A 23,180-nucleotide genomic window follows, 5' to 3' on the forward strand; every position below is an offset into this window, starting at 1 on the left:
ATACAGCGGGATTATGCCGCAACGCGAAAGCTTCGCTAAGAAAGTGCGACCTATTGTCGACTGTTTTAGTAGAAAAGCATTGCGCGATGATGGCTCATCTGTTGCGCCGCCGTTTCATGATGCCCTTATTGCGGAACGGTCCCGATTACCGCGATGATCGGCCCGAGCGGAAAGAATCGGTCACGTCTGCCCATTGACGGAATGAGCGCGCTCGAAATCGTACCGTCGAGGTAAAGCGCGTTGTCGCAACCCAGTTCGTCGCGAAAGAGCGATGCAAAAGCATAGAAGCTCACCGGGTCCTTGCTGATGACGAAATGCACCCTGCCCGCGGCATCGACCCCGACGCCGTTGCGGATCTTGAGGCTGTCGCTGTCTGGCAGAAAACGCGGATGCAGCTTGCCGTCGATCACCAGCATCGGGCCGGACTGGGTGGCATAATCGGCCTTCGGCTTCTCCCGGATATAGGCCTGCGTCTCCATCACGCCCGGTTTCCCGCTCGCCACGTAGAAAACGCCATTCGGCAGCAGGTGGAAATTGCCCCACCCTGCCCGCGTGCTGATCGGCTGGCGCTCGATCCCGTTCTCGACGAACAGTCCGACCGGCGAGAGGTCGTCATGATACATGCCGCCATTCATGGCGAAGACCGGATAATGCCGTTCCTTCCACAGTTGGAGCGAGAGAGAATCGAAATTGCCGAAGGGCGTGCCGGTCGGATCGGAATGGTAGATTCTTAACGTCGCATCAGGTGCGAAACTGCAGACCGTGTAGCGGGTACCGTCCCGGATGAGTTCCCGGCAAGGCCCGGTTTCGGCCGCATGGGAAATGCTGCACGCACTGATAATTATGGAAAATAACAGAAAAAACAGTCGCATGAATGAAATCCGTGGTTCCCTTTATGGGCGATGCCGGTCGAACATGGATAGCGAAGGCTCCGGCCGAAATTTGCCGGCAGATGTTAACGAATGCCCTCCCTCGTTTACTATTCATTAACCATAACTACCAAGAATGGCCATGACGCGGCATGGAAAGCCGCCTCATCCCCCCGCAGAGCAATGACTTGGCTCGGACCCTTTTTTATGAAGGAAATGACATGCCAGTAATTACGTTTGCCAATACCAAGGGCGGTGCCGGAAAAACCACCGCCGCACTCATTCTTGCAAGTGAACTCGCCGCTCGCGGCAATCGCGTTACCATTCTCGACGCTGATCCGCGCGGCTGGATCAGCCGCTGGCATGCGCTCGGCAGCGCCAATGGCCTGCTGTCGGTCACCCAGGTCACCGAGGAAACCATCGAGGCGGTGACCGTCCGGGCGAAGAAGCGCGGCGGCTACGTCCTGATCGACCTGCCCTCCAGCCAGGATGCGCTGCTCGCCAAGGCCGTCGGTCTTGCCGATCACGTGCTGATCCCGGTTCAGGGTTGCGCCATGGATGCCCAGGGCGGTGCGGAGGTTCTCGAACTCCTCAAGGCGCTCAGCGATACCTGCGAAGTCCGCATTCCCCATTCGGTCGTGCTGACGCGCGTCAATGCCGCCGTCACCACCCGCGCGCTCGGCGCCGCCAAGGAATTCCTCGGTCGCCGTGGCATTCCGACACTCTCCACCGCACTTGCCGAACGCGCGGCCTATCGTGACATCTTCGACAAGGGCGGTCTGCTGCATACGCTCGATTCCCGTGAGGTGTCGAACCTGCACAAGGCGATCGAAAACGCGGTCTCCTTTGCCGATGAAGTTCTCACGCAGCTTCCCCAGCGCTCGGTCCGCACCGTCAGCCGCAAGGCTCCGGCCCTGAAAGCGGCGTGATAACGAAAGACTATCCGGGAGGAGGGTGGAGCGCTTCCATGTGGAAGCGCAGTTGCGCTTCCGGATAGCGATAGATCGACCCGATCGGGCAAGCGGCGCGTGCAAGGCATCCCGATGTCATGCACCCCGCCTTGCCCTCGGCTGTGGCGAGGTGGGAACGACAGCCGACAATGTCGAAACGGTCCCGAAAAACAGCCGTAGCAGGACAAGTCGAAAGACATGGCTTGTCAGGACACTGGCCGCAGATGTCGCTATCGTCAGGCGGAACTCGTTCTTCAGTGATATCTTCCGCAAAACCCAATGCCCCACGATAGCCATGCCACAAACCGTATTGCGGATGAATGAGCATTCCGAGCGGCGAGGCCTTGAGCCCTTCCGCTTTCATCGCCCATTGTTGGAACGGCTGGTACGGCGGATCGGACGGATAATAGGCCGTAACACCAAGGCGTCCGGCGATCTCGCCGATCACCTCTTTCGACCATGCGTCGAGAGGATCGGCTCCTCCGCGGTCCACGCGTTTTTCCCGCCAGTCGGAAAACGTCTCCCACAGCGAGCCGCCGATATTGCCGATCAGCACCACTGACCGTGCCTGACGGCCATCCGAAAGCGTCGGCCCGCCCTGCCCGCCGGGAAAATGCGCGATGCCCCGGACATGCAGTCCATGTCGGCCGAGCGTCGAGGCTATCCCGTCAAGAATGGGCAAGGAGCCGCTCATCGCGGCCCCTCATATTTGTAATGCGGTCGCCAGACCTCGCTCTGGATCATGTCGGCGACCAGCGCTGACCCGCCTTGCTCCCTGGCGGAGTCGGGATGCCTTCAGGTGAAAGCGTCCGGCATCGAATCCTTGCGCTGGGCGATGTAGGCCAGAAGCGCTTCGTCGATGGCCGGGTCGAGCGGCGGAGCTTCATACGAGTCGAGCCAGGAGCGGCAAAGCGCATTGGCGCGGTCCTCGATGCGCTTGCGACCTTCCACCTCCCACTGTTCGAAGGAGTTGTTGTCGGCGAGCGCCGAGCGATAGAAGGCCGTCTGGAAGTTTGCCTGCGTGTGGGCGCAGCCGAGATAGTGCGCGCCGGGACCCACCTCGCGGATCGCGTCCATCGCCTGTCCGCTCTCGGAAAGGTCTACGCCCTGCGCGAGCTTCTGCATCATGCCGAGCTGGTCCTGGTCGATCATGAACTTCTCGTAGCAGGCGGCAAGGCCGCCCTCGAGCCAGCCTGCGGCATGCAGCACGAAGTTGGTGCCGGCGAGCAACGTCATGTTGAGCGTGTTGGCGCTCTCGTGAGCCGCCTGTGCGTCCGGAACCTTGGATGCGCAAAGCGAACCGCCGGTACGGAACGGCAGGCCGAGACGCCTTGCAAGCTGGGCCGCGCCGTAGGAGACGAGCGCCGGTTCCGGCGTGCCGAAGGTCGGCGCGCCCGACTGCATCGAGATCGAGGCGGCGAAGGTGCCGAACAGCACCGGCGCACCCGGACGAATGAGCTGGGTGAAGGATGCACCCGCCAGCACTTCGGCGAGAATCTGCGTCAGCGTGCCGGCGACCGTGACCGGGCTCATCGCGCCGGAAAGGATGAAGGGCGAGATCACGCAGGCCTGGTTGTGGCGGGCATAGACCTTGGCCGCGCCGAGCATGGTCTCGTCATAGACCATCGGCGAGTTGGCGTTGATCAGGTTGATCAGGACCGTGTTGTTCTCGACGAAATCGTCGCCGAACAGGATCTTGCACATCGCGACCGAATCTTCCGCCCTTTCCGGCGCGGTGACCGAGCCCATGAACGGCTTGTCGGAATATTTGATGTGGCTGTAGACCATGTCCAGGTGACGCTTGTTCACCGGAATGTCTACCGGCTCGCAGACCGTGCCGCCGGAATGGTGCACCGAAGGCGCCATGTAGGCGAGCTTCACGAAATTGCGGAAGTCCTCAAGCGTTGCGTAACGGCGGTTGCCGTCGAGGTCGCGGACGAAGGGCGAACCGTAGTTCGGCGCGAACACGGTGGCCTTGCCGCCGATCTGTACGCTGCGCTCCGGATTGCGGGCGTGCTGGGTGAAGACGGAAGGCGCGGTCTTCAGGAGTTCGCGGCAAAGCCCCTTGGGGAAATGCACGCGCTGCCCCCTCACGTCGGCTCCGGCGTTTTTCCAGAGTTCCAGCGCTTCTGCGTCGTCGCGGAACTCGATGCCGATTTCCTCCAGAATGGTGTCGGCATTGCGCTCGATGAGCTGCAGGCCTTCCTCGTCGAGCACTTCATAGGGCGCGATCTTGCGCGTGATGTAAGGCATGGCCGGTCCGGCGCCGCCTCCGCTGCGCGATGCCCTGCGGGCGGCAGCCCCGCGTCCCTCGCCGCGAGAGCGGCGTCCTTCGCCTGATTGTGTTGTGATGTCATCCATGTCTGTTTCCTCACTCAGGCGCTTGATGCGCTGCTTCTCACTCCTTCATTATGCTATTCAAATTCGCCCGGGAAACCATCCTTAATGCGCCAAGCGCTTGCGTCTGACAGACATGGCATTTGTCAACGCTGGCCTGGGACCGTCGTTTTTCAGGATCGGCGCGTCGCTTTCGAAAAGAGTTTTTGGCGATATTGAGGTTTAACTTCCCTTCAGGCAGTCTGATCTGGCTGCGATCGGAATCGCGATAAAAACGAAGCGGGAAGCACCATCATGTCCGACGACGAAATCATTCTTTCGGAACTCTCCGACGAAGAACTCGTGCAGCAGATGCACGACGACCTCTATGATGGCCTCAAGGAGGAGATCGAGGAAGCGACCCAGATCCTGCTGGATCGCGGCTGGGCACCCTATGATGTCCTCACCCAGGCGCTTGTCGAGGGCATGCGCATCGTCGGTATCGACTTCCGCGACGGCATCCTCTTCGTGCCGGAAGTGCTTCTGTCTGCCAATGCGATGAAGGCTGGCATGACCATTCTTCGTCCGTTGCTGGCGGCTACCGGCGCGCCGAAGCAGGGCAAGATGGTCATCGGCACCGTCAAGGGCGATATCCACGACATCGGCAAGAATCTCGTCGGCATGATGATGGAAGGCGCCGGCTTCGACGTCGTCGATCTCGGCATCAACAATCCGGTCGAAAACTATCTTGAAGCCATCGAGCGCGAGAAGCCGGATATCCTCGGCATGTCGGCGCTGCTCACCACCACCATGCCCTACATGAAGGTCGTGATCGACACGCTCAAGGAAAAGGGCATGCGCGACGACTATATCGTGCTGGTCGGCGGGGCACCGCTCAACGAGGAATTCGGCAAGGCCGTTGGCGCTGACGCCTATTGCCGCGACGCCGCGATTGCTGTCGAAACGGCGAAGGAACTCATTTCCCGCAAGCACAACAGCCTCGGCGCCCGCGTCTGAGGCCTGCTCCGGCAAATGCCATTCAGCTATGACAAAAGCGCCGGCTGCCTTGCTGCCGGCGCTTTTTGATTGATGAGGTTCGGGAGGCCGCTGAATCCCACAGCCTTAAAAGCCGCGAGATCCAGCAGGACGCCGCAGTTGTCGCAACGCGAGCGAACGCCCTATACTAGGCGGAAGTGTTTACTGGGCTGCCCTCTCGACATCCTGTCCGGCAGCCTGGGTTGCATTGACGGCGCTGGCGGTGTCCTTGCCCATGCCGCGGATGGTGTTGCCGCAGCCGGTCAGGGCAAGACCGGAAACAATGAGGACGGCGGCGGCGGTCAGTGTCTTGAAGGTCATGATTGGAAGCTCCAGAAAATGGTGATGGAACAATTGCATCGGATACCAGCGTGAAACGCGGCAACGCGAAAAAGGTTCACGTCATCGCTTGCGGCGCGATCGCCCGCGAGATCCTTGCCGTTTCGCGCCTGTCGCAACTCGACCATCTGGAGCTTTCCTGTCTGCCCGCGATCTGGCATGCGACCCCGGACCGGATCGCGCCGGGCGTGGAACAGGCCGTCATCGAAGCCCGGCAGAACGGAGCGGAAAGGGTTTTCGTCGCTTACGCCGATTGCGGCACCGGCGGTCTTCTCGACAAGGTGTGCGAGCGTCTCGGCGTCGAACGCCTTTCGGGACCGCACTGTTATTCCTTCTTTGCTGGCAACGAGGATTTCGCCGCCCGCTGGGACGACGATGTGACGGCCTTCTTCCTTACCGATTTCCTTGCCCGCCAATTCGAGGCCTTCGTCATCGAGCCGCTGGGGCTCGACCGCCATCCGCAACTGAAGGACATGTATTTCGGCAACTACACCAAGCTGGTCTACCTGTCGCAGGAAGAGGATGCGGCCTTGCAGGAAAAGGCTCGGTCCGCGGCCGAATACCTCGGCCTCGCCTATGAATACCGGTTCACCGGCTATGGCGACCTGCAGAAGGAACTGTCGGTCCTCTGACGGAGCGGAGGTAACCGCCCCTCCCGTCCGGTTACTTCACGGAATTTGCGACGCTGCGCCCCGCGTCCTTGGTCGCATCGACCACGCCTCCGACGTCCTTGCCGACGCCGCGGATGGTATTGCCGCAGCCGCTGAGTGCAATCAGTGCGAAACCGAGAACGACAGCCGTGGAAATCTGCCTTGCCGACATGAGAACCCTTCCCGATGAAACATTGGATCTGATCCGCGTCCCATGGCATCGGCTTCGGACAAATGCAAGGCGGTCCGCGTTTCTCGCGACAAGGCGATTAACCGGACTTTCAGCGATCGGCGTTAAGAAGGCACTTCTGCGCCTCCGGGAATGAAACCCGGATGATCGCAGCTAAAGCATGTCACGCAAAAGCTGCCGGGTGGTCTTCCTGTGACGACATGCATTGAAACAGGGACAGAGCGCAGGGAGCGGATCTGAAGGTTCGCAACGCGCCGCTTGGGCCGGGGGAGCGGACAATGGCAGTCATTGCGGGAGTGGTCGTCGATTCGTTTCATGGTCCGGAGGCGTCGAAGTGACCGAACGCGCGCCGACCGTTCTCCTTCTGACGGCCGGTGGTCCGAACCCGGCCATTGTCGCAAATGCGCTCGCAACCCGTTTCCCCGGTCTGCAGGTGGTGCTCGAGGCATCGGAATCGAAATGGGGCATCACTCGACGTCGTGCGCGCCGACTTGGTTGGGCCAACGCGCTCGGGCAACTGGCGACGATGATCGCCGCCCGCCTGCTCCGGCGTTTCGCCGCAAGACGCACCGCGGAACTCGTCGCTTCGAGCGGGTTGAGCGACGAGTTTTCCCCCGCCATTCCCCAGCACGAGGTCTCCTCGATCAATGACGAGAGCTGCGTCGCACTTGTACAGGCGCTCCAGCCCAAGGCCATCCTGCTGGTGAGCACGCGCCTGATGTCGCCGGCTGTTCTGGCCTCCATGCCCTGCCCGGTCATCAACCTGCATGCCGGCATCAATCCCGCCTATCGCGGCCAGATGGGCGGTTACTGGTCGCTGGTGGAGCGTGACAGCGGAAACTTCGGTGCGACCGTCCATCTGGTCGACGCCGGAACCGATACCGGCGGCACGCTCTATGAAGTTCGCACCGCGCCGGGAAAAGGCGATTTTGTCTCGACTTATCCTCTCGTCCTGACGATTGCGGCGCTCGACATTACCCGGAAGGCCGTCGAAGATGCGCTGGCCGGACGCCTGTCGCCCCATCAGCCCGGCGGGCCTTCGGCAATGCGCTTTCCGCCCGCCATATGGGACTGGCTGCGTCACGGCCTCACGCGTGGCGTCTGGTAATTCGGTGCGACGTCGCTTTTTGCCATATGCGACGTCGTCAGAAGCGCAGTCCCTCGCCTGAGCCACGTGCATTCTGACGGAAAAGGGGAGTGAAGACATGGCCGACAGGATTATCGTCTACTGGCGCGACATACCCGCCCAGGTCATCGTCAAGCAGGGCAGGAAAACGGCAAAACGGGAGTTGTCGCTGCGGTTTACCGAGGCGATCGACATGTGCGCCATGCGCACCGGTGCGGCCGAGACCGACGACTATCTCGCGGAATGGCGCAAGGGCGATCCGATCCCGGTCGGTGACGATCTGGAAGCCGAAGCCGACAAGGCCGCGGCCGAGATCGAGGCGGCCTACGACAAGGCCCGTCTCGTCGCTCTCGTCCATGCCGGAGGCCGGGACAATGGCTGAGGTAAGGCCGATCAAGGGCAATGCCGCGCCCGCCGCAAAGGCCGCTTCCGGCGCTTATACGCCGTCCAGCGTGTCGCCCAACCGCCGCGCGCGCCGTTCCTATACCATCCGTCTCTGGTCCGTGCGTCATTCGCGGGCGCTGGAATGGTTCTATGCGCGTTTCGCCAACGCCTTCCTCTTTCTCCATCCTTTGTGGAAAAAGATTGGCTATGCCCGCGTCGAGCGGCCGGTGACCTTCGTCGAGCGCAACGTCAAGGGCCTGCTGTTCGACTGTCGAATGTGTGGCCAGTGCGTGCTGTCATCCACTGGCATGTCCTGTCCCATGAACTGTCCCAAGCAGCTCAGGAACGGTCCCTGCGGCGGCGTGCGCGCCAACGGCAATTGCGAGGTCGAGCCCGATATGCCCTGCGTCTGGGTTCAGGCCTGGGCGGGATCGCGCAACATGGTGCATGGAGAGGCGATCATGAAGGTGCAGAAGCCGGTGAACCAGTCCCTGCGCGAAACCTCTTCCTGGCTGCGCGTCACCGCCGAAGCCGCCGAGGTCCGTGACACTCTCTCGAAGGATGCGAAGGCATGAGCCCCGATATCAATCCCCATGATCCCGGCGCACCCCTCGATCCGCTTCCCGGTCATTCCTCCCGCGGCCGCCTCGAACGCGTGCTGCGTCGCGGCGAATTCGCCGTCACCGCCGAACTTAACCCGCCCGACAGCGCCAATCCGCATGATGTCTATGAGCGCGCGTCGATCTTCGACGGCTGGGTCGACGGCATCAACGCCGTGGATGCGTCCGGCGCCAATTGCCACATGTCCTCTGTCGGCATCTGCGCGCTGCTGACGCGCATGGGCTATGCCCCGATCATGCAGATCGCCTGCCGCGACAAGAACCGCATCGCCATTCAGGGCGATGTTCTCGGCGCTTCCGCCATGGGCGTGCAGAACATCATGTGCCTGACCGGCGATGGCGTGCAGGCCGGCGACCAGCCGGGTGCCAAACCGGTTTTCGACCTCGACTGCATGTCGCTTTTGGAAACCGTGCGCACCATGCGCGACCAGTCGAAATTCCTCTCCGGCCGCAAGCTCACCTCGCCGCCGCAGGTCTTCCTCGGCGCCGCCATCAATCCGTTCGCTCCGCCTTACGATTTCCGGCCTTACCGCCTCGCCAAGAAGATCGAGGCCGGCGCACAGTTCGTGCAGAGCCAGTACTGCTTCGACGTGCCGATGTTTCGCGAATACATGAAGAAGGTCCGCGATCTCGGCTTGCACGAGAAATGCTTCATCCTCGTCGGTGTTGGTCCGCTCGCCTCGGCCAAGACGGCCAAGTGGATCCGTTCCAACGTCCCCGGCATCCACATTCCCGATACCGTTATAAAGCGTCTGGAGGGTGCGGAGGACCAGAAGAAGGAAGGCAAGCAGCTCTGCATCGACATCATCAACGAGGTGAAGGAGATCGAGGGCATCTCCGGCGTCCACGTCATGGCCTATCGCCAGGAGGAATATGTCGCCGAGATCGTCCATGAATCGGGCGTCCTGAAGGGCCGCAAGCCGTGGCAGCGCGAAGCGAGCCCCAGCGATGCGCTCGTCGCGGAACGGCTCGAGGCGATCCGTGGAGAGAAGCTCGAGGATCAGCAGCAACTTGCCGAAAAAGCCGCCAGCCATCCGCATTGAACGCGGCGTTTGGCCACCAGCCGCCGCCCCCCACGCTGCCCTTGTAACCCATTTCCCGGCACGCTAGACCTCATTGACGCGCGCCCGACCGGAGGACCGAAATGACCCGTACCATCGTCGCATCCGCAACCCGAGAAATCATCATCGGCTTCGACCAGCCGTTCTGCGTCATCGGGGAGCGCATCAATCCGACCGGCCGCAAGAAGCTCGCCGCGGAAATGATCGAGGGCAATTTCGACACCGTCATCAAGGATGCGCTGGAACAGGTCGCCGCAGGCGCCACCATGCTCGACGTCAATGCGGGCGTCACCGCCGTCAACCCGAACGAGACCGAGCCGCCGCTCCTCGTCAAGACCATGGAAATCGTCCAGGGTCTCGTCGACGTGCCCCTGTCGATCGACAGCTCCGTGACCGCCGCCATCGAGGCCGCCCTCAAGATCGCCAAGGGCCGGCCGCTGATCAATTCCGTCACCGGCGAGGAAGAAAAGCTCGAAGCCATCCTGCCGCTCTGCAAGAAATACGACGTGCCGGTCGTCGCGATCTCCAATGACGAGACCGGCATTTCGCAGGATCCCGACGTCCGTTTCGCTGTCGCAAAGAAGATCGTCGAGCGCGCCGCCGATTACGGCATCAAGCCGCATGACATCGTCGTCGACCCGCTGGTCATGCCGATCGGCGCCATCGGTTCGGCCGGCCTGCAGGTCTTCGCCCTCATCCGACGCCTGCGCGAGGAGCTGAAGGTCAACACCACCTGCGGCCTTTCCAACATCTCCTTCGGTCTGCCCCATCGCCACGGCATCAATGCCGGCTTCATCCCGATGGTCATCGGCGCCGGCATGACGAGCGCGATCATGAACCCCTGCCGCCCGGCCGAAATGGAGGCCGTGCGCGCCGCCAACGTTCTGAACGGCACCGACGAGCATTGCTACAACTGGATCAAGACCTACCGCGACTACAAGCCGGCCGAAGGCGGCGCGGCCGCAGCCGCCCCGGCATCCGCCTCGACCGGAGGCGGTCGCCGCGGCGGTCGCGCCGCGCGCGTGGGTGGCGGTGCTGCCAGCGAGTAATGACAGGCCTTTACCAGAGCATACCCGATACGATCACCCGCGGGCATCGCCTTCGGGTGATCTTTGGTTCTCGGCAAGCGGGAACGGACCACAGCAACAATCTGGATCGCGTTCCTTGACGACGCTGGAAAGATAGATATGACCGACGCCTCCAAAGACCATCTCGTCCTCTTCATGCCGTCCGGCAAGCGTGGCCGGTTCCCTGCGGGAACCCCCGTGCTCGATGCCGCCCGTTCGCTCGGTGTCTATGTCGAGAGCGTCTGCGGTGGCCGCGCCACCTGCGGCCGCTGTCAGATCGAGGTGCAGGAGGGCAATTTCGCCAAGCACGGCATCGTGTCCTCCAACGAGCACATCTCGCCGATCGGCCCGAAGGAAGAGCGCTACGATCGTGTCCGCGGTCTCCCCGAGGGTCGCCGCCTCTCCTGTTCGGCCACCATCCAGGGCGACCTCGTGGTCGATGTGCCGCAGGATACGGTCGTCAATGCGCAGGTGGTACGCAAGGCCGCGACCGACCGCGTGATCGAACGCAATCCGGCCGTCCACCTCTGCTATGTCGAGGTCGACGAACCCGACATGCACAAGCCGCTCGGCGATCTCGATCGTCTCAAGGTCATGCTGGAAAAGGACTGGGGCTATTCCGACCTGCAGGTCGCATCTTACCTTTTTCCCGAACTCCAGAAGATCCTGCGCAAGGGCGACTGGGCGGTAACCGCCGCGATCCATCGCGACAGCCCGACCTCGCGTCCAACCATCATCGCCCTCTGGCCCGGCCTGCACAACGAAGCCTATGGCCTTGCCTGTGATATCGGCTCGACCACCATAGCCATGCATCTGGTGTCGCTGCTATCAGGCCGCGTCGTCGGATCGTCAGGCGCATCCAATCCGCAGATCCGCTTCGGCGAGGATCTGATGAGCCGCGTCTCCTATGTGATGATGAACCCGGATGGACGCGAGGCCATGACCAAGGCCGTGCGTCAGGCGATCAACGAACTCACCGACAAGGTCTGTGCCGAAGGCGGCGTATCACGCACCGACATCCTCGACAGCGTCTTCGTCGCCAACCCGATCATGCATCACCTGTTCCTCGGCATCGATCCGACCGAACTCGGCCAGGCGCCCTTCGCACTCGCCGTCTCCGGTGCGGTCTCCTGCGAGGCAAGGGACATCGAGCTTGCCCTCAATCCCGGCGCCCGCACCTATCTCCTGCCCTGCATCGCCGGCCACGTCGGCGCTGACGCGGCGGGCGCAACGCTCGCCGAAGGGCCACACCGGCAGGATCGCATGATGCTGCTCGTAGACGTCGGCACCAATGCCGAGATCGTTCTCGGTAACAGCAATCGCGTCGTTGCCGCATCCTCGCCCACCGGCCCCGCTTTCGAAGGCGCGGAAATCTCGTGTGGACAGCGCGCGGCCCCCGGCGCCATCGAGCGTGTCCGCATCGATCCGCAAACCCTCGATCCTCGCTTCAAGGTCATCGGCGTGGAGCAGTGGTCGGACGAGCCCGGTTTTGCCGAAGGCACAGAGAAAGTCGGTATCACCGGCATCTGCGGCTCGGCGATCATCGAAGTCGTCGCGGAAATGTATCTCTCCGGCGTCATCTCCGCCGATGGCGTGGTGGACGGTTCGCTTGCCGCCCGCAGTCCCCGCATTCTGGAAAACGGCCGCACCTTCTCCTACCTGCTGCACGACGGTGCGCAGAAGATCAGCGTGACGCAGAACGACGTGCGCGCCATCCAGCTCGCCAAGGCCGCGCTCTATGCCGGTATCAAACTGTTGATGGAAAAGCAGGAAGTAGAGACGGTCGACACGATCCGCTTCGCCGGCGCCTTCGGTTCCTTCATCGATCCGAAATACGCCATGGTGCTCGGCCTCATTCCCGATTGCGATCTCGCCGAGGTCAAGGCCGTCGGCAATGCCGCCGGCACCGGGGCCCTGATGGCGCTTCTCAACCGCGACCACCGGCGCGAAATCGAGGAAACCGTTACGCGGATCGAAAAGATCGAAACCGCGCTGGAGCCCCACTTCCAGCAATTGTTCGTCGATGCCATGGCCCTGCCCAACAAGGTCGACGCCTTCCCGCATCTTTCGACGGTGGTGACGCTGCCTGAACCGAAGACTTTGGCAGATGGCGATGCGGGCGGCGCAGGACGGCGGCGGCGCAGAAGCCGCGACTAGACAACGGATGGATTTATCTTCCGATGGGACTGGCCGCCGCATGCAATCATCCGGCGGCCTCCGTTTCAGCGCATCGGCCCGAAAATTGGAATCGATTTTCGGGCCGATGCATAGATTCAAGATGTTAGAGCATCCTTTGTGCGTCCAGATGGATGCACGGCGCTCTAGAACGTGGTCTTCAGGCCGAGGCGACCGGTATAAGAGACGGATTCATCCGTATAAACGGTTCCTTCCACGCCACCATAAATGCTCATCGCTTCCTTGATCTGCACGTCGAAGGAAGCGCCGAGACGCAAGCCAACCACATTGCGGGCCGACGAGTCCGTCAGCTTGAACTCCGTGTCATCGAGGCTTGCCCTATAGCCGGTGTCGCCAAGGTTTTGCGTATCGACGACGGCGCCGGAGAAGGAGACTGCGGCGGCCCGGCCAGACTGCAGCATGGTGCGACGGGTGAGATCCATCTGCAGCCGGCCTTCCAGCGAGTGCGTTTCACTGGAGTTGTAGCTGAGGTTCTGGGAAGAGCCGTTTTCCGTGTAGTCGTCATAGAAGGCGCCGACATAACGCAGACGTGCGCTCGGCGTCAGCGACCACTCGGGCACGATGTCAAAGGCCTGGCTGACGGACAGCTCGGGCGAGAGATACCATCCCCAGAAATCGCCTTTTGCCCATTCTGTGCCGGCATTGATCGACCGCTTCGTTTCGTTGTCGATCGCACCGAGCGTGAACGAGCCGTTGACGAGGAGCCCTTCGACCGGAACAGAGCCATAAAAGCCCAGGAATGCCGTCCGCCCCTCGATCGAACTGCTGTCGTCGCTGAGTTCGGCGTTGACGGCGCCCGCACCGGCGAAAAGCCCGATACGCATGTCGCCGAACTGCCGATCGGCGCCTGCGATCAGGCCGTAGTGATAGATATTGCTTTCGAGGTCGTCAGAAGTTCCCGGCTGATGGCGGCCGCCGCCGAAAACGCGAGCCCAGAACAGGTTGCCGGAACGATCGACCGCCAGTCCATCGCTGATGCTGGCGATCGCCTGCTGAGACGGCGTAACCTGCTTTTCCTCTACATAGGCCAGCGGCTCGGCTCCAGGCCCTGCACCTGCGATGTCGCCCGGCCTCTGGATGTCAAGCGCGAGGATGCTGCCGATCACGTCGGAAACCGAGCTTGTATACTGGTTGGCGATATTGGCGATCGGGGTCGCCGTCACGACGTTGATCGTCCCCGTGGTGTCGGCATCGCTGAGCACGAGAACCTGCGACGAGTTGTCGAGCGTGATGCTGTTTTCCGACGCGATATAATTGGCTGAAGGTATCCGGTAGCTGCCCGCTCCGAAGGTCGTGCTGTTGCCGGTCGTATTGTTGTAATCGACCACGCCGTGGAAGGCGGACCCTGGCAGAATGTTCAGCGTATTTCCGCCGGCGCCGTAGAAGATGGAAGCGGTGTCGCCGCTGATACTACCCGATGACGTGATGCTGTTTCCTGACCCTTCCAGATAGACGCCGTAGGTCGCGGCATCGATGGATCCGCTATTGGACAGGCGTGCGCCCCGCAAGGTGACGCCCTCACCCTCCAGTGCCTTGACCGTGCCGCTATTTTCAATAGCGATCTGCCCGCCACCGGTCACCGCATCGATGCCGCTTTGACCGGTGATTTCACCGCTGTTGACGATCGAGATGTCGCCAAGATCGGCCTCCGCCGATACGGCAATATCGTCAGGCGCATAAACGGTGCCGGAGTTGACGATCGAGATGTCGCCGGAAATCTCCGCATAAGCCTGAATGCCGAAGTGTCCCGCGCCGGAATCCGTAATCGACGTATCGTCATAGGCACCCGCCCAGCCGCTGTTCACGATCGTCACGTCACCCATCGTGCTCCAGGCCTGCAGCGCGATGTCGTCATAGGCTGTCACGTTGCCCGAATTGTGAAGCGAAGCGTCGCCCGAGGCGGACCAGGCGACAAGCCCCTGGCGCGTCTCGGATGATACAGTCCCGGTATTTGTTATGGTCGAAAGGCCATGATAGTTGATGCTGCGTATGCCGGCTGTATAGGCATCCACCACCCCGTTGTTGACGATGGACACCAGCACCGGCGACGCATCGGTGTCATTGTACCCCCCGTCGCCGTAAAGCCCTCGCTCCGTCATCGACGTGACATGGCCGTTATTGACGATCGAGACATTTCCCTGGTTTGTCGTGACCGTGATGCCCGGACCGACAAGAGTTGCGGTAACCGTCGCGTTGTTTACGATCGAAATGTCGCCGGACACATCGTTCCGCAGCCAGACCGCGCCGAAGCCGCCGGCAGACGTGATCGACACGCCTTCTCCGATATAGACATCGAGATCGTGATCCGCCGCGAAGGTCTGCGAATAGACCGCGCTGTAGCTGGGATTGTTGATGACGGTGTTGCCGGTGATGCTAAGCGTTTGGGTCGTCGGCGTAGCGGATGTGTTGATGGGCGCTAATTCCACGCCGACCGTTGTCTCGTCGACCACAGACAGTGACGAGTTCCCCGATGACGCGTAGCCCTGTATGAAGGTTGCATCGCAATTGCTGCTGACAAACGGCCCCGAAAAGGTGCAACTGGCCAGCGCCTCGCTCGGCAATATCGGCGCCGATGCTGCCAAGGCCGAACACGCCATCAAAAGCCGGAACTTCTTTTGTCTCAGCCCGCGGAATCTGTCTTCGTTCAATGCCATGTTGATTCTCGATACGTCGATAATGAATCAGACATTAACGTCGATGCGTCGCAACAAACAATCGCTGTGATTGTGGATATCTGCTTTACACATATTCAGGATTGATTACCTAATATGTGTGGAAATTCAGCGACATATTGAAAGATTGGGTGATGCGGAGCGGACTTCGTATGTCACAGATCCAAAAAAGGTCGCCGCCGCCCGCGCCAACCTTTGTGGCAGAGTTGGCCCTGTCTTGGGGTCGTGCCGACGGCCAGTCAACGAAGAGGCCGCGCGGCAGGTTCTGTCACGCGGCCTCAGGCCTTGCAGGATGATGGTATGTCAGGCAGCCATCCCGATCATCTCGGAGAAGGCGAAGCGCACGCTGTCGGCGACCGCGCGGATCGTTTCGCTGGTTTCGGCTCCCGTGAGCAGCCGCACTTCGAACGAGCCGAGTTCAGGCAGCCCATGCTTGTTGCCGAGCGCAACCATATCCTCGGTCAGGTAGCTGCGCGGCAATGGCGCCACGGCTAGGTCTGCTATCACCGCGGCGCGCTGCGCCATTGTGTGGGCAGAGAGATAGGCGATCCGGTATTGCCGCTTGTCCCTGTCCAGCCGCGCCAGCGCATCGGCGCGCCAGCAGCAGCCGTCTTCCCAGATCGATACGGGCAGCGGATCGCGCAGATGCGCGGTGCCACACTTGGCGCCTGCCCAGACCAGATGTTCGGTATGGATCACCTCGCCCTCATGGCTGACCACGCCCGGCGCGCAATTGATCAGCGTCAGGTCGAGCCGCTGTTCCTGCAGCCGCCGCCGCAGTTGCGATGACGTATCGACGGTCAGGTCGACCATGATCGCCGGATAGACTTCTGCAAAACGGCGAAGGATCGTCGGCATGAAGCGCTCGCCGATATCGTCCGGTGCCCCCAGTCTGACGACGCCCTTCATCTCCGGCATACGGAAGCGGCCCACCGCCTCGTTGGAAAGGGCGAGCATCCTGCGCGCGTAGGGCAGCAGCGTCTCGCCGCTTTCGGTCAACGTCACGGAGCGGGCATCGCGCAGGAAAAGCGTCGCGTTGAGCTGTTCTTCCAGCTTCTTGATCTGCATCGAAACGGCAGACGGCGTCCGGAATACCCGGTCCGCAGCGGTGGTGAAGCTTCCGGTCTCGGAGATCGCAACGAAGGTCCGCAGGATGTCGTTGTCCAGCAGCGGCAGGGGTTGGCGAATTGTAACGGTCATCGCGCTTACCTCAATATAATTGAACATGAAGACCATATCATTTCGTTTGATTGATAGTCAACCGGCGCCCATATTTACCCGCAGAAGTTGGTCAGAAGGAGGTGCCGAGATGTTCATAGCCATCACTTTACGTCTGCTGCATGTCGCCGTGACGCAACCATTGGGCGATTTCATCCGAGGACGGCGAAGAGCGCGATTGATCCGCGAGATGGATGAGCTGCCGCGCAGCGTCCAGCGGGACGTCGGCTGGCCCCCGCGCGAGGACGCTCGACGGTGATCGATCGCGGCCCGGCGTATCAATCAATATTGTTGATTTCAGAAATAAGAAACATTCGTTTGATTGATGAAATGTCCTGATGCAAAACGCAGCTGCCTGAAGAGGCTCACGGGAAAAGGAGAATGCGATGACACTGGTATTTGATGAGGCACGGTTTTCCCGGCGCTCGCGCCGGTCATGGGCAACAGCCGGGATTCCGGCTGGTCTCAATTCCGTGATTGCCGCCTGGCGGGAATGGCATCGCCGTCGCCAGGAAGGACTTGCGCTGGAAGCGATGCCCTTCGATCTCAGGAAAGACCTCGGCTGGCCTGCGGGCGACATGGAGCGCCTGACACGCCGATAAGCAGTTTTGCGACATGCCTCCCGCCCGGACAAGTTGACGATAGTCGCGCCCGGGCAGGAGGCCATTTTTGAGGTTTGTTCAGCCCTGATTGGATTTCCCGATCAATTTCAGTCACCTGACCGAAACTGATCCCAGAGGACGGAGCTTCGCCCATGGCTCCGCATCAAAGTCGCAAAAATGTCGCGATAATGATGTCCTCCTGAAAAAATCGCCGCTTTTCGTCACTATGATGTCGCGTATCGGCAACCGGCGAACCCCGTTCCACGCAAGGAATGGGAAAAACGTGGGAACAATGGGCATCAACATGAACAAGCAGACCAAGAAGCGCTCGCTCGTCTTTTTTCTGGTACCGCATTTCACGCTCCTGCCGTTCGCGGGCGCGATCGAAACACTGCGCATCGCCAACCGCATGCTCGGTTACTCCGCCTATGAATGGCGTCTTGCCTCGGTCGACGGGCAGAAGGTACATTCGTCGAGTGGCATCGGCATGGAGGTGAATTCCTCGCTTGCCGACGAACGGCGTTTCCTCTCCGGCGAAAACCGCCCGAGCATGGTGATCGTCTGTTCCGGCATCTACGTGGAGGAGTTCCACAACAAGTCGGTGAACGCTTGGCTCCGCGAGGCCTATAACCGCGGCGCGGCCATCGGCAGCCTCTGTACTGGCGCCCATGTCCTGGCGCAGGCAGGACTTCTGAATGGCAAGCGCTGCGCCATTCACTGGGAAAACCTCCCCGGCTTCTCCGAGACCTTCCCGCAGGCCGAGGTCTATGCCGATCTCTACGAGGTCGACGGCAATCTCTACACCTGCGCCGGCGGCACGGCCTCGCTGGACATGATGCTGAACCTGATTGGCCAGGATTTCGGCGAAGGCCTCGTCAACCGCGTCTGCGAGCAGCACCTGACCGACCGCGTCCGCAGCGCCCATGACCGTCAGAGGTTGCCGCTGCGCGCCCGTCTTGGCGTGCAGAACTCCAAGGTCCTGTCGATCATCGAGCTCATGGAAAGCAATCTCTCCGAGCCATTGTCGCTGCTGGAGATCGCTGATGATGCCGGTCTCTCGCGCCGCCAGATCGAACGCTTGTTCCGGCAGGAAATGGGCCGCTCGCCTGCCCGCTATTATCTCGAGATCCGTCTCGACCGCGCCCGTCATCTGCTGGTGCAGTCGTCCATGCCGGTGGTCGAGGTGGCGGTTGCCTGCGGCTTCGTTTCTGCGTCGCACTTCTCCAAGTGTTATCGCGAACTCTACAACCGTTCGCCCCAGCAGGAACGTGCCGAGCGCAAGCTGACCATGACCAGCAACCGCACCGGCGTCGTCGTATGACGCCGGGTTCCGGCGCGGGTTTTCACCATTGCCTCACAGGCCGCCATCGGCGGCCTGTTCGCCGTTTGGCAGCAGCGTAACGGGATTTTCCGTCCCGATGCCGTCCACCACCGGCTGCGCGGTCGATCCCTCGGCGATTGCCATCGGTCCTTGGGGCACGAGGATCTGCGCCGCGACCGGCTGGCTTGGGGCAAGGTTTTCGGACTGGCCCAAATCCGAGGTAGCGGCAACGCCGAGCCCGGCATCGATGTTGATGCCCTCGGCCGGAATTTCATAAGCGCTGCCCGTGTTGTCGTCGGGGCTCGCAAGCGCCTCTTCCGTAGTGTCTTCGGGAGAAAGAAGCACTCCGCCCTTCGCCGTCGGCTCCACTGTATCAGTCGTGCCATTGTCAACGCCGGCAAGATTCGGCGTGTCGAGATAGTTGATCGCCGCACTCGCTCCGTTGCCGCGTGCCGTCTCCGGCGCGTAGGCCACCGGCGATCCGACAGGGCCGAGAAGCTCCCTGCCCGCATCGATATCCTCGACCCGGCCCTCGAATTGCCCTTGGCGAGCAACGTAGTGGCGGGAGGAACGGGGCGTGTTGGCCGCAAGGTCTTCGGGCGGCATCACGCGATCGCCGGTGCAGGAGGCGATGGCCGCAGCCGGCACGAGGATCAGCGCGGAACGTTGCAGAAAGGAAGACGCCATACACAATATCCATCTGCTGCAGCCGGTATCCGGCCTGTCGGCAGAGGATAGACGTCAGCCATTAATGTTTCGTTTGGATTTGATTTAAACGCGAATCGCGCCATCCGGCCCGCCGGCGGCATCGCTGAATGACATCCTTCAGCGAGCGGCGGCTCCGAGCGCTTCCATTTCCTTCAGCCAGTTCGTATGGGCCGATACGTCGGCCTCCGCGACATTGCCGACGAGACTTGCCCGGATCGGCCGGAAGCCCACGAAACCCAGAGCCCCCACTTTCCACGCCTTCAGGCTGTGGCTGCCATAGACGAGCCGGTAATACCACGCCGGCATGCCCATGGTGACGACGAGCCGCATCGACCGTCCCCGGAGCAGTTTCTTCATCGCGGGGCCTGTGCCGTCATAGGCATAACCCGGCCGCAGCACCTGCTCCAGAAAGGATGCCACCAGCGAGGGCATCCCGCCCATCCACAGCGGAAAGACCAGCACCACATGGTCGGCGGCCTTGAGCAGCGTCTGGGCGTTGGCGATATCAGGAACGACGGCGCCGTTTTCCTGCTCCTTCTGCGATTGCAGCCGCGGCACCTCGATCCGCGCGATCTCAAGCCTCTCGACGGTATGCCCCGCCTTGAGAGCGCCGGCTGCATAGGCGTCCGCCAGGGCATGGCAGAAATGTCGCTCGCCGATATCGGGGTGTCCCTGCACAATCAGAACGTGGCTCACGGCACTCTCCTGTTGAACTTGGCCTGTTGAACTTGGCGCGTCGAGTTCGACCTGTCGAATTTGGAAGGTTTGCGCGGCATTCCGGTCAGTTTTGGTGCTTGTGTAGCACACGAGGCAGGGCGTAGATCTGATGCATGTCAACGCTTTTGCATGTTGGGGGATTTTCATGACGGTCCTGCGTCTCGCCGCAACCCTTGGGCTTCTGGCGTCCACCGCCACGCCGGCTTTCTCCGCCGATTGCGCGAAATGGAAGGCGGAAGTCTGGGACGTCGAAGGCGGCAGGGCAATGACCGCCCATATTTGCCAGCCGGCGAAGGGTGCCGATCGTGAGGCTCTGCTCTATGTCCAGTGCGGCGAGCCCGGAACACTCGTGTTGAACTATGACGATGGCGGCCACGGAGATCCGCCCGGCGGCGATCCCGAATGGAAGGGGCCGGTCGTCATTTCCACGGGCGACCAGAGTCGGGAGGAAACCCTGAGCTATCAGGCCATGGATGGCATTCTTTTCCTGCCTCTTGGCGGTGACAGCGCCGTTCTTGCCATGCTGAAAAGCGGCTCGCAGATCACCGTGGCGCCGAAGGAAACGGCCTTCAACACCGTGAGCTTTCCGCTCTCCGGCTCCTCCGCGGCATTGTCGAAACTCACCGCATCCTGCGCCAGGAACTGAATTCCCGAACAAGCGAAAACCGCCGGCGAGATCTTTTCTCGCCGGCGGTATGTTTTCAGCATTCTCGGTTCAGGCGGCGTAGCGCTGGCCCGCTCCATCCGCGGCAATCCGCAGTCGCGAGAGGAGTTCGCGCAGGTGGCGGCTTTCTTCCGCAAGCGTCTGGCCGGCCGCCGAGGTTTCCTCGACCATCGCCGCATTCTGCTGGGTCATCTGGTCCATGTGGTTGACGGAGGTGTTGATTTCCTGAAGGCCGGTCGCCTGTTCACGCGCTGCGGTCGCGATCGAGGCCACATGGTCGTTCACCTGATTGACCAGTTTTTCGATCTCGACCAGAGCTTCGCCGGTGGAGCGCACCAGCGAGACGCCATTGCCGACTTCTACCGCGGAAGCGTTGATCAACGTCTTGATTTCCTTGGCCGCGTTGGCCGAGCGCTGGGCCAGTTCGCGCACCTCCTGCGCCACCACGGCAAAGCCGCGCCCCGCCTCGCCGGCCCGTGCCGCCTCGACACCGGCATTCAGCGCCAGCAGGTTGGTCTGGAAGGCGATCTCGTCGATCACGGAGATGATCTGGTTGATCTGGTTGGAGGAAGCCTCGATGCGACCCATGGCGTCGACCGCGTTGCGAACGATCTCGCCGGAGCGGTTGGCGCTGAGTTTGGTTTCCGTCACCTTGTCGCGGGCCTCTGCGGCGCGTTCGGAGGCTGTCCGCACGGTGGCCGTGATCTCATCCAGCGCGGCCGCCGTCTCTTCCAGTGCGGCTGCCTGCTGTTCGGTCCGGCGTGACAGGTTGTTGGTCGCCTCGCTGATGCCGCCGGCGTTTTCGGTCACGATGTCGCTGGTGTGATTGATCGCAGAAACGACGCTGCTCAGGGCCGCCACGGCGCGGTTGAAATCCTGCCGCAGCTTTTCGTAGTCGGCTCCGATACTGCCGATCTGGATCGTGAGATCGCCTTCCGCAAGCCGTTCGAGAGCGGAACCGAGTTCGCTGATGGCATGGTTCTGTCGGTCCGAGGCGCTGCGCAGCACGGTTTCATTGTTCTGTCGTTCGGTATCCAGGCGAGCCTGCTGTTCGGCCTCGCGGTCACGCAGCAGAATTCTTTCCCGAACGGATTCGCGCAACACCAGCAGGGTGTCCGCCATGCCGCCGATCTCGTCCCGCCGGCCGGCATCGGCGATCTCCGTGTTGACGCGTTCCTCGGCGATATCCGCCATGGCCGCCTTGAGCCGGTTCACCGGCTTCACCACGCTCCGCACCACCGCATAGGCGCAGGCGACGACCATGACGACGCTCGCCAGAATGATGCCGCCGAACCACAGTGCATTGCTGTAGAACATGGCTGCGAGGTCGTCTGCATAGACACCCGTGCCGACGATCCATCCCCAGGGCGCGAAGCCGACGACATGGGAGAATTTCTCGACCGGAGCCTCGGCGCCCGGTTTTGGCCAGTAGTAATCGACATAGCCCTCGCCTTTTTCCTTCACGATACGCGCGAACTCAAGGAAGATGTGCTTGCCGTTGGGATCCTGCAGGGAGGACAGGTCCTTGCCGTCCAGTTCCGGTTTGATTGGGTGCAGGACCATTCGGGCATTCGTGTCGTTGATCCAGAGATAACCGTCCTTGCCGTAGCGCATCGCGCCGATGACTTCCTTGGCTTTCGCCTGCGCGTCTTCCCGGCTCAGCGTGCCGGCCTGTTCCATCTTGTAATATCTGGAAAATACCGCGAGCGCCGTCTGGTCGATCGATGCCAATCCCGCGCGCCGTTCGGCTGCCAGGGTCTCATAGGATCGGAAAAGGCTGAAGGTAAGGGTCGCGATCAGTACCCCGAGCGCAAGCGCCACAAGCAGGTACAGCCGAACCGATATGCTGAAATTTCCCATTAAAAATCCCCCAATTTCTCAAGGGATGGTTCCATAATCGAATTACAAATTTCATAAGTCTGTATACATGAATTTTTGTAGATTATAAATTATAGTCTCTGCAAGTGCCGCTCGTGAACGGCTATTGCCCGCCCCGCCCTTATCTCCTAGCGTCGAACGGCTCGCGTCGATTCCGTCAGTCGGGCCGGCGCGAGAAAAAAGATGGTTGACGGAAAGAAGAGCAGATGAGCGGCGGAACCAAACCTACCGGAGAATTGACCTTGCGCACGCTGGCCATGCCGGCGGATGCCAATGCGGCCGGCGATATTTTCGGCGGTTGGGTCATGGCGCAGATGGACCTTGCCTCGGGTATCCGCGCTGCGGAACGCGCACACGGCCGCGTCGTCACCGCCGCGGTCAAGGAAATGGCCTTCGCGCTGCCGGTCAAGATCGGCGACACTCTCTGCATCTATACGGATGTCACCAAGGTCGGCCGCACGTCGATGACCCTTTCCGTCGAAGCGTGGGCGCAGCGTTATCTCACCCACACGCTGGAAAAGGTCACCGAGGCGACCTTTGTCATGGTGGCGCTGGATGGCGAGGGGAATCCGACGCCTGTGCCGCCGGTCTGATCTC

General features: G+C 61.5%; 24 protein-coding genes. 14 read left to right on the forward strand and 10 right to left on the reverse strand.

Translation table 11 applies throughout. The features are described 5' to 3' along the window. Positions 1–125: 125 nt before the first annotated feature. Positions 126–872, reverse strand: coding sequence for a phosphodiester glycosidase family protein (locus NBH21_RS23420; RefSeq protein WP_425340471.1), 747 nt, complete (start codon positions 870–872; stop codon positions 126–128). A gap of 218 nt (positions 873–1,090) precedes the next feature. On the opposite strand from NBH21_RS23420, the gene NBH21_RS23425 reads away from it, so the two are divergent. Then, positions 1,091–1,798 (forward strand): ParA family protein, encoded by a 708-nt coding sequence (locus NBH21_RS23425; protein WP_250916352.1) that lies wholly within the window; start codon positions 1,091–1,093, stop codon positions 1,796–1,798. A gap of 10 nt (positions 1,799–1,808) precedes the next feature. Here the strand turns inward: NBH21_RS23425 and NBH21_RS23430 are convergent, their stop codons facing one another. After that, a complete protein-coding gene (locus NBH21_RS23430) occupies positions 1,809–2,513 on the reverse strand; it encodes a ferredoxin (protein ID WP_250916351.1) in 705 nt (234 codons plus the stop codon). Between the two features lie 101 nt (positions 2,514–2,614). Beyond that, positions 2,615–4,180 (reverse strand): trimethylamine methyltransferase family protein, encoded by a 1,566-nt coding sequence (locus NBH21_RS23435; protein WP_250916350.1) that lies wholly within the window; start codon positions 4,178–4,180, stop codon positions 2,615–2,617. 270 nt (positions 4,181–4,450) lie between these two features. Here NBH21_RS23435 and NBH21_RS23440 point away from each other — a divergent pair, with 270 nt between their 5' ends. Continuing rightward, positions 4,451–5,152 carry a corrinoid protein gene (locus tag NBH21_RS23440; RefSeq protein WP_250916349.1) on the forward strand — a complete coding sequence of 234 codons (702 nt, stop codon included), beginning with the start codon at positions 4,451–4,453 and terminating at the stop codon, positions 5,150–5,152. A gap of 180 nt (positions 5,153–5,332) precedes the next feature. Here the strand turns inward: NBH21_RS23440 and NBH21_RS23445 are convergent, their stop codons facing one another. Then, positions 5,333–5,491, reverse strand: coding sequence for an entericidin domain-containing protein (locus NBH21_RS23445; RefSeq protein WP_250916348.1), 159 nt, complete (start codon positions 5,489–5,491; stop codon positions 5,333–5,335). 50 nt (positions 5,492–5,541) lie between these two features. Between NBH21_RS23445 and NBH21_RS23450 the strand changes: the two genes are divergently transcribed. Continuing rightward, entirely contained in the window at positions 5,542–6,141 is a 600-nt protein-coding gene (locus NBH21_RS23450) for a DUF1638 domain-containing protein (RefSeq protein ID WP_250916347.1), read from the forward strand. A 31-nt stretch (positions 6,142–6,172) separates the two neighbouring features. On the opposite strand, the gene NBH21_RS23455 is transcribed toward NBH21_RS23450, so the two are convergent. Then, entirely contained in the window at positions 6,173–6,331 is a 159-nt protein-coding gene (locus tag NBH21_RS23455; RefSeq protein WP_250916346.1) for an entericidin domain-containing protein, read from the reverse strand. Between the two features lie 352 nt (positions 6,332–6,683). Here NBH21_RS23455 and NBH21_RS23460 point away from each other — a divergent pair, with 352 nt between their 5' ends. From NBH21_RS23460 to NBH21_RS23485, 6 genes are all read left to right on the forward strand, one after another. Next, positions 6,684–7,457, forward strand: coding sequence for a formyl transferase (locus NBH21_RS23460; protein ID WP_250916345.1), 774 nt, complete (start codon positions 6,684–6,686; stop codon positions 7,455–7,457). Positions 7,458–7,554: 97 nt separating this feature from the next. Then, a complete protein-coding gene (locus tag NBH21_RS23465; RefSeq protein WP_250916344.1) occupies positions 7,555–7,857 on the forward strand; it encodes a virulence factor in 303 nt (100 codons plus the stop codon). Continuing rightward, on the forward strand, positions 7,850–8,434 hold the full coding sequence (locus NBH21_RS23470; protein ID WP_250916343.1) for a methylenetetrahydrofolate reductase C-terminal domain-containing protein: 585 nt from the start codon (positions 7,850–7,852) through the stop codon (positions 8,432–8,434). Before NBH21_RS23465 ends, NBH21_RS23470 begins: the two co-directional genes overlap by 8 nt. Continuing rightward, positions 8,431–9,522 (forward strand): methylenetetrahydrofolate reductase, encoded by a 1,092-nt coding sequence (locus NBH21_RS23475; protein WP_250916342.1) that lies wholly within the window; start codon positions 8,431–8,433, stop codon positions 9,520–9,522. Before NBH21_RS23470 ends, NBH21_RS23475 begins: the two co-directional genes overlap by 4 nt. Positions 9,523–9,623: 101 nt before the next feature. Continuing rightward, positions 9,624–10,589 (forward strand): methyltetrahydrofolate cobalamin methyltransferase, encoded by a 966-nt coding sequence (locus tag NBH21_RS23480; protein WP_250916341.1) that lies wholly within the window; start codon positions 9,624–9,626, stop codon positions 10,587–10,589. A gap of 138 nt (positions 10,590–10,727) precedes the next feature. Continuing rightward, positions 10,728–12,764 carry an ASKHA domain-containing protein gene (locus NBH21_RS23485; RefSeq protein ID WP_250916340.1) on the forward strand — a complete coding sequence of 679 codons (2,037 nt, stop codon included), beginning with the start codon at positions 10,728–10,730 and terminating at the stop codon, positions 12,762–12,764. A gap of 164 nt (positions 12,765–12,928) precedes the next feature. Here NBH21_RS23485 and NBH21_RS23490 read toward each other — a convergent pair whose 3' ends face one another. After that, complete coding sequence (locus NBH21_RS23490; RefSeq protein ID WP_250916339.1) at positions 12,929–15,229, reverse strand: autotransporter family protein; 2,301 nt, start codon at positions 15,227–15,229, stop codon at positions 12,929–12,931. A gap of 61 nt (positions 15,230–15,290) precedes the next feature. On the opposite strand from NBH21_RS23490, the gene NBH21_RS23495 reads away from it, so the two are divergent. Further along, entirely contained in the window at positions 15,291–15,527 is a 237-nt protein-coding gene (locus NBH21_RS23495; protein ID WP_250916338.1) for a hypothetical protein, read from the forward strand. A 251-nt stretch (positions 15,528–15,778) separates the two neighbouring features. On the opposite strand, the gene NBH21_RS23500 is transcribed toward NBH21_RS23495, so the two are convergent. Then, entirely contained in the window at positions 15,779–16,675 is an 897-nt protein-coding gene (locus NBH21_RS23500; protein ID WP_250916337.1) for a LysR family transcriptional regulator, read from the reverse strand. Positions 16,676–17,079: 404 nt separating this feature from the next. Here NBH21_RS23500 and NBH21_RS23505 point away from each other — a divergent pair, with 404 nt between their 5' ends. Together NBH21_RS23505 and NBH21_RS23510 are read left to right on the forward strand one after the other, a co-directional pair. Beyond that, positions 17,080–17,295, forward strand: a complete 216-nt coding sequence (locus tag NBH21_RS23505) for a hypothetical protein (RefSeq protein WP_250916336.1) — start codon at positions 17,080–17,082, stop codon at positions 17,293–17,295. A gap of 304 nt (positions 17,296–17,599) precedes the next feature. Then, positions 17,600–18,616, forward strand: a complete 1,017-nt coding sequence (locus NBH21_RS23510; RefSeq protein ID WP_348637423.1) for a GlxA family transcriptional regulator — start codon at positions 17,600–17,602, stop codon at positions 18,614–18,616. A gap of 33 nt (positions 18,617–18,649) precedes the next feature. On the opposite strand, the gene NBH21_RS23515 is transcribed toward NBH21_RS23510, so the two are convergent. Together NBH21_RS23515 and NBH21_RS23520 are read right to left on the reverse strand one after the other, a co-directional pair. Beyond that, on the reverse strand, positions 18,650–19,303 hold the full coding sequence (locus NBH21_RS23515; RefSeq protein WP_250916334.1) for a hypothetical protein: 654 nt from the start codon (positions 19,301–19,303) through the stop codon (positions 18,650–18,652). Between the two features lie 138 nt (positions 19,304–19,441). Beyond that, a complete protein-coding gene (locus tag NBH21_RS23520) occupies positions 19,442–20,020 on the reverse strand; it encodes an NAD(P)H-dependent oxidoreductase (protein WP_250916333.1) in 579 nt (192 codons plus the stop codon). Positions 20,021–20,186: 166 nt separating this feature from the next. Here NBH21_RS23520 and NBH21_RS23525 point away from each other — a divergent pair, with 166 nt between their 5' ends. Continuing rightward, positions 20,187–20,687, forward strand: coding sequence for a hypothetical protein (locus NBH21_RS23525; RefSeq protein ID WP_250916332.1), 501 nt, complete (start codon positions 20,187–20,189; stop codon positions 20,685–20,687). Positions 20,688–20,756: 69 nt separating this feature from the next. Here NBH21_RS23525 and NBH21_RS23530 read toward each other — a convergent pair whose 3' ends face one another. Beyond that, positions 20,757–22,565 (reverse strand): methyl-accepting chemotaxis protein, encoded by a 1,809-nt coding sequence (locus tag NBH21_RS23530; RefSeq protein ID WP_250916331.1) that lies wholly within the window; start codon positions 22,563–22,565, stop codon positions 20,757–20,759. Between the two features lie 224 nt (positions 22,566–22,789). Here NBH21_RS23530 and NBH21_RS23535 point away from each other — a divergent pair, with 224 nt between their 5' ends. Then, positions 22,790–23,176, forward strand: a complete 387-nt coding sequence (locus NBH21_RS23535) for an acyl-CoA thioesterase (protein ID WP_250916330.1) — start codon at positions 22,790–22,792, stop codon at positions 23,174–23,176. Positions 23,177–23,180 lie beyond the last annotated feature (4 nt).

It is taken from the genome of Ciceribacter sichuanensis (assembly GCF_024055605.1).
Lineage (GTDB): Bacteria > Pseudomonadota > Alphaproteobacteria > Rhizobiales > Rhizobiaceae > Allorhizobium > Allorhizobium sichuanense.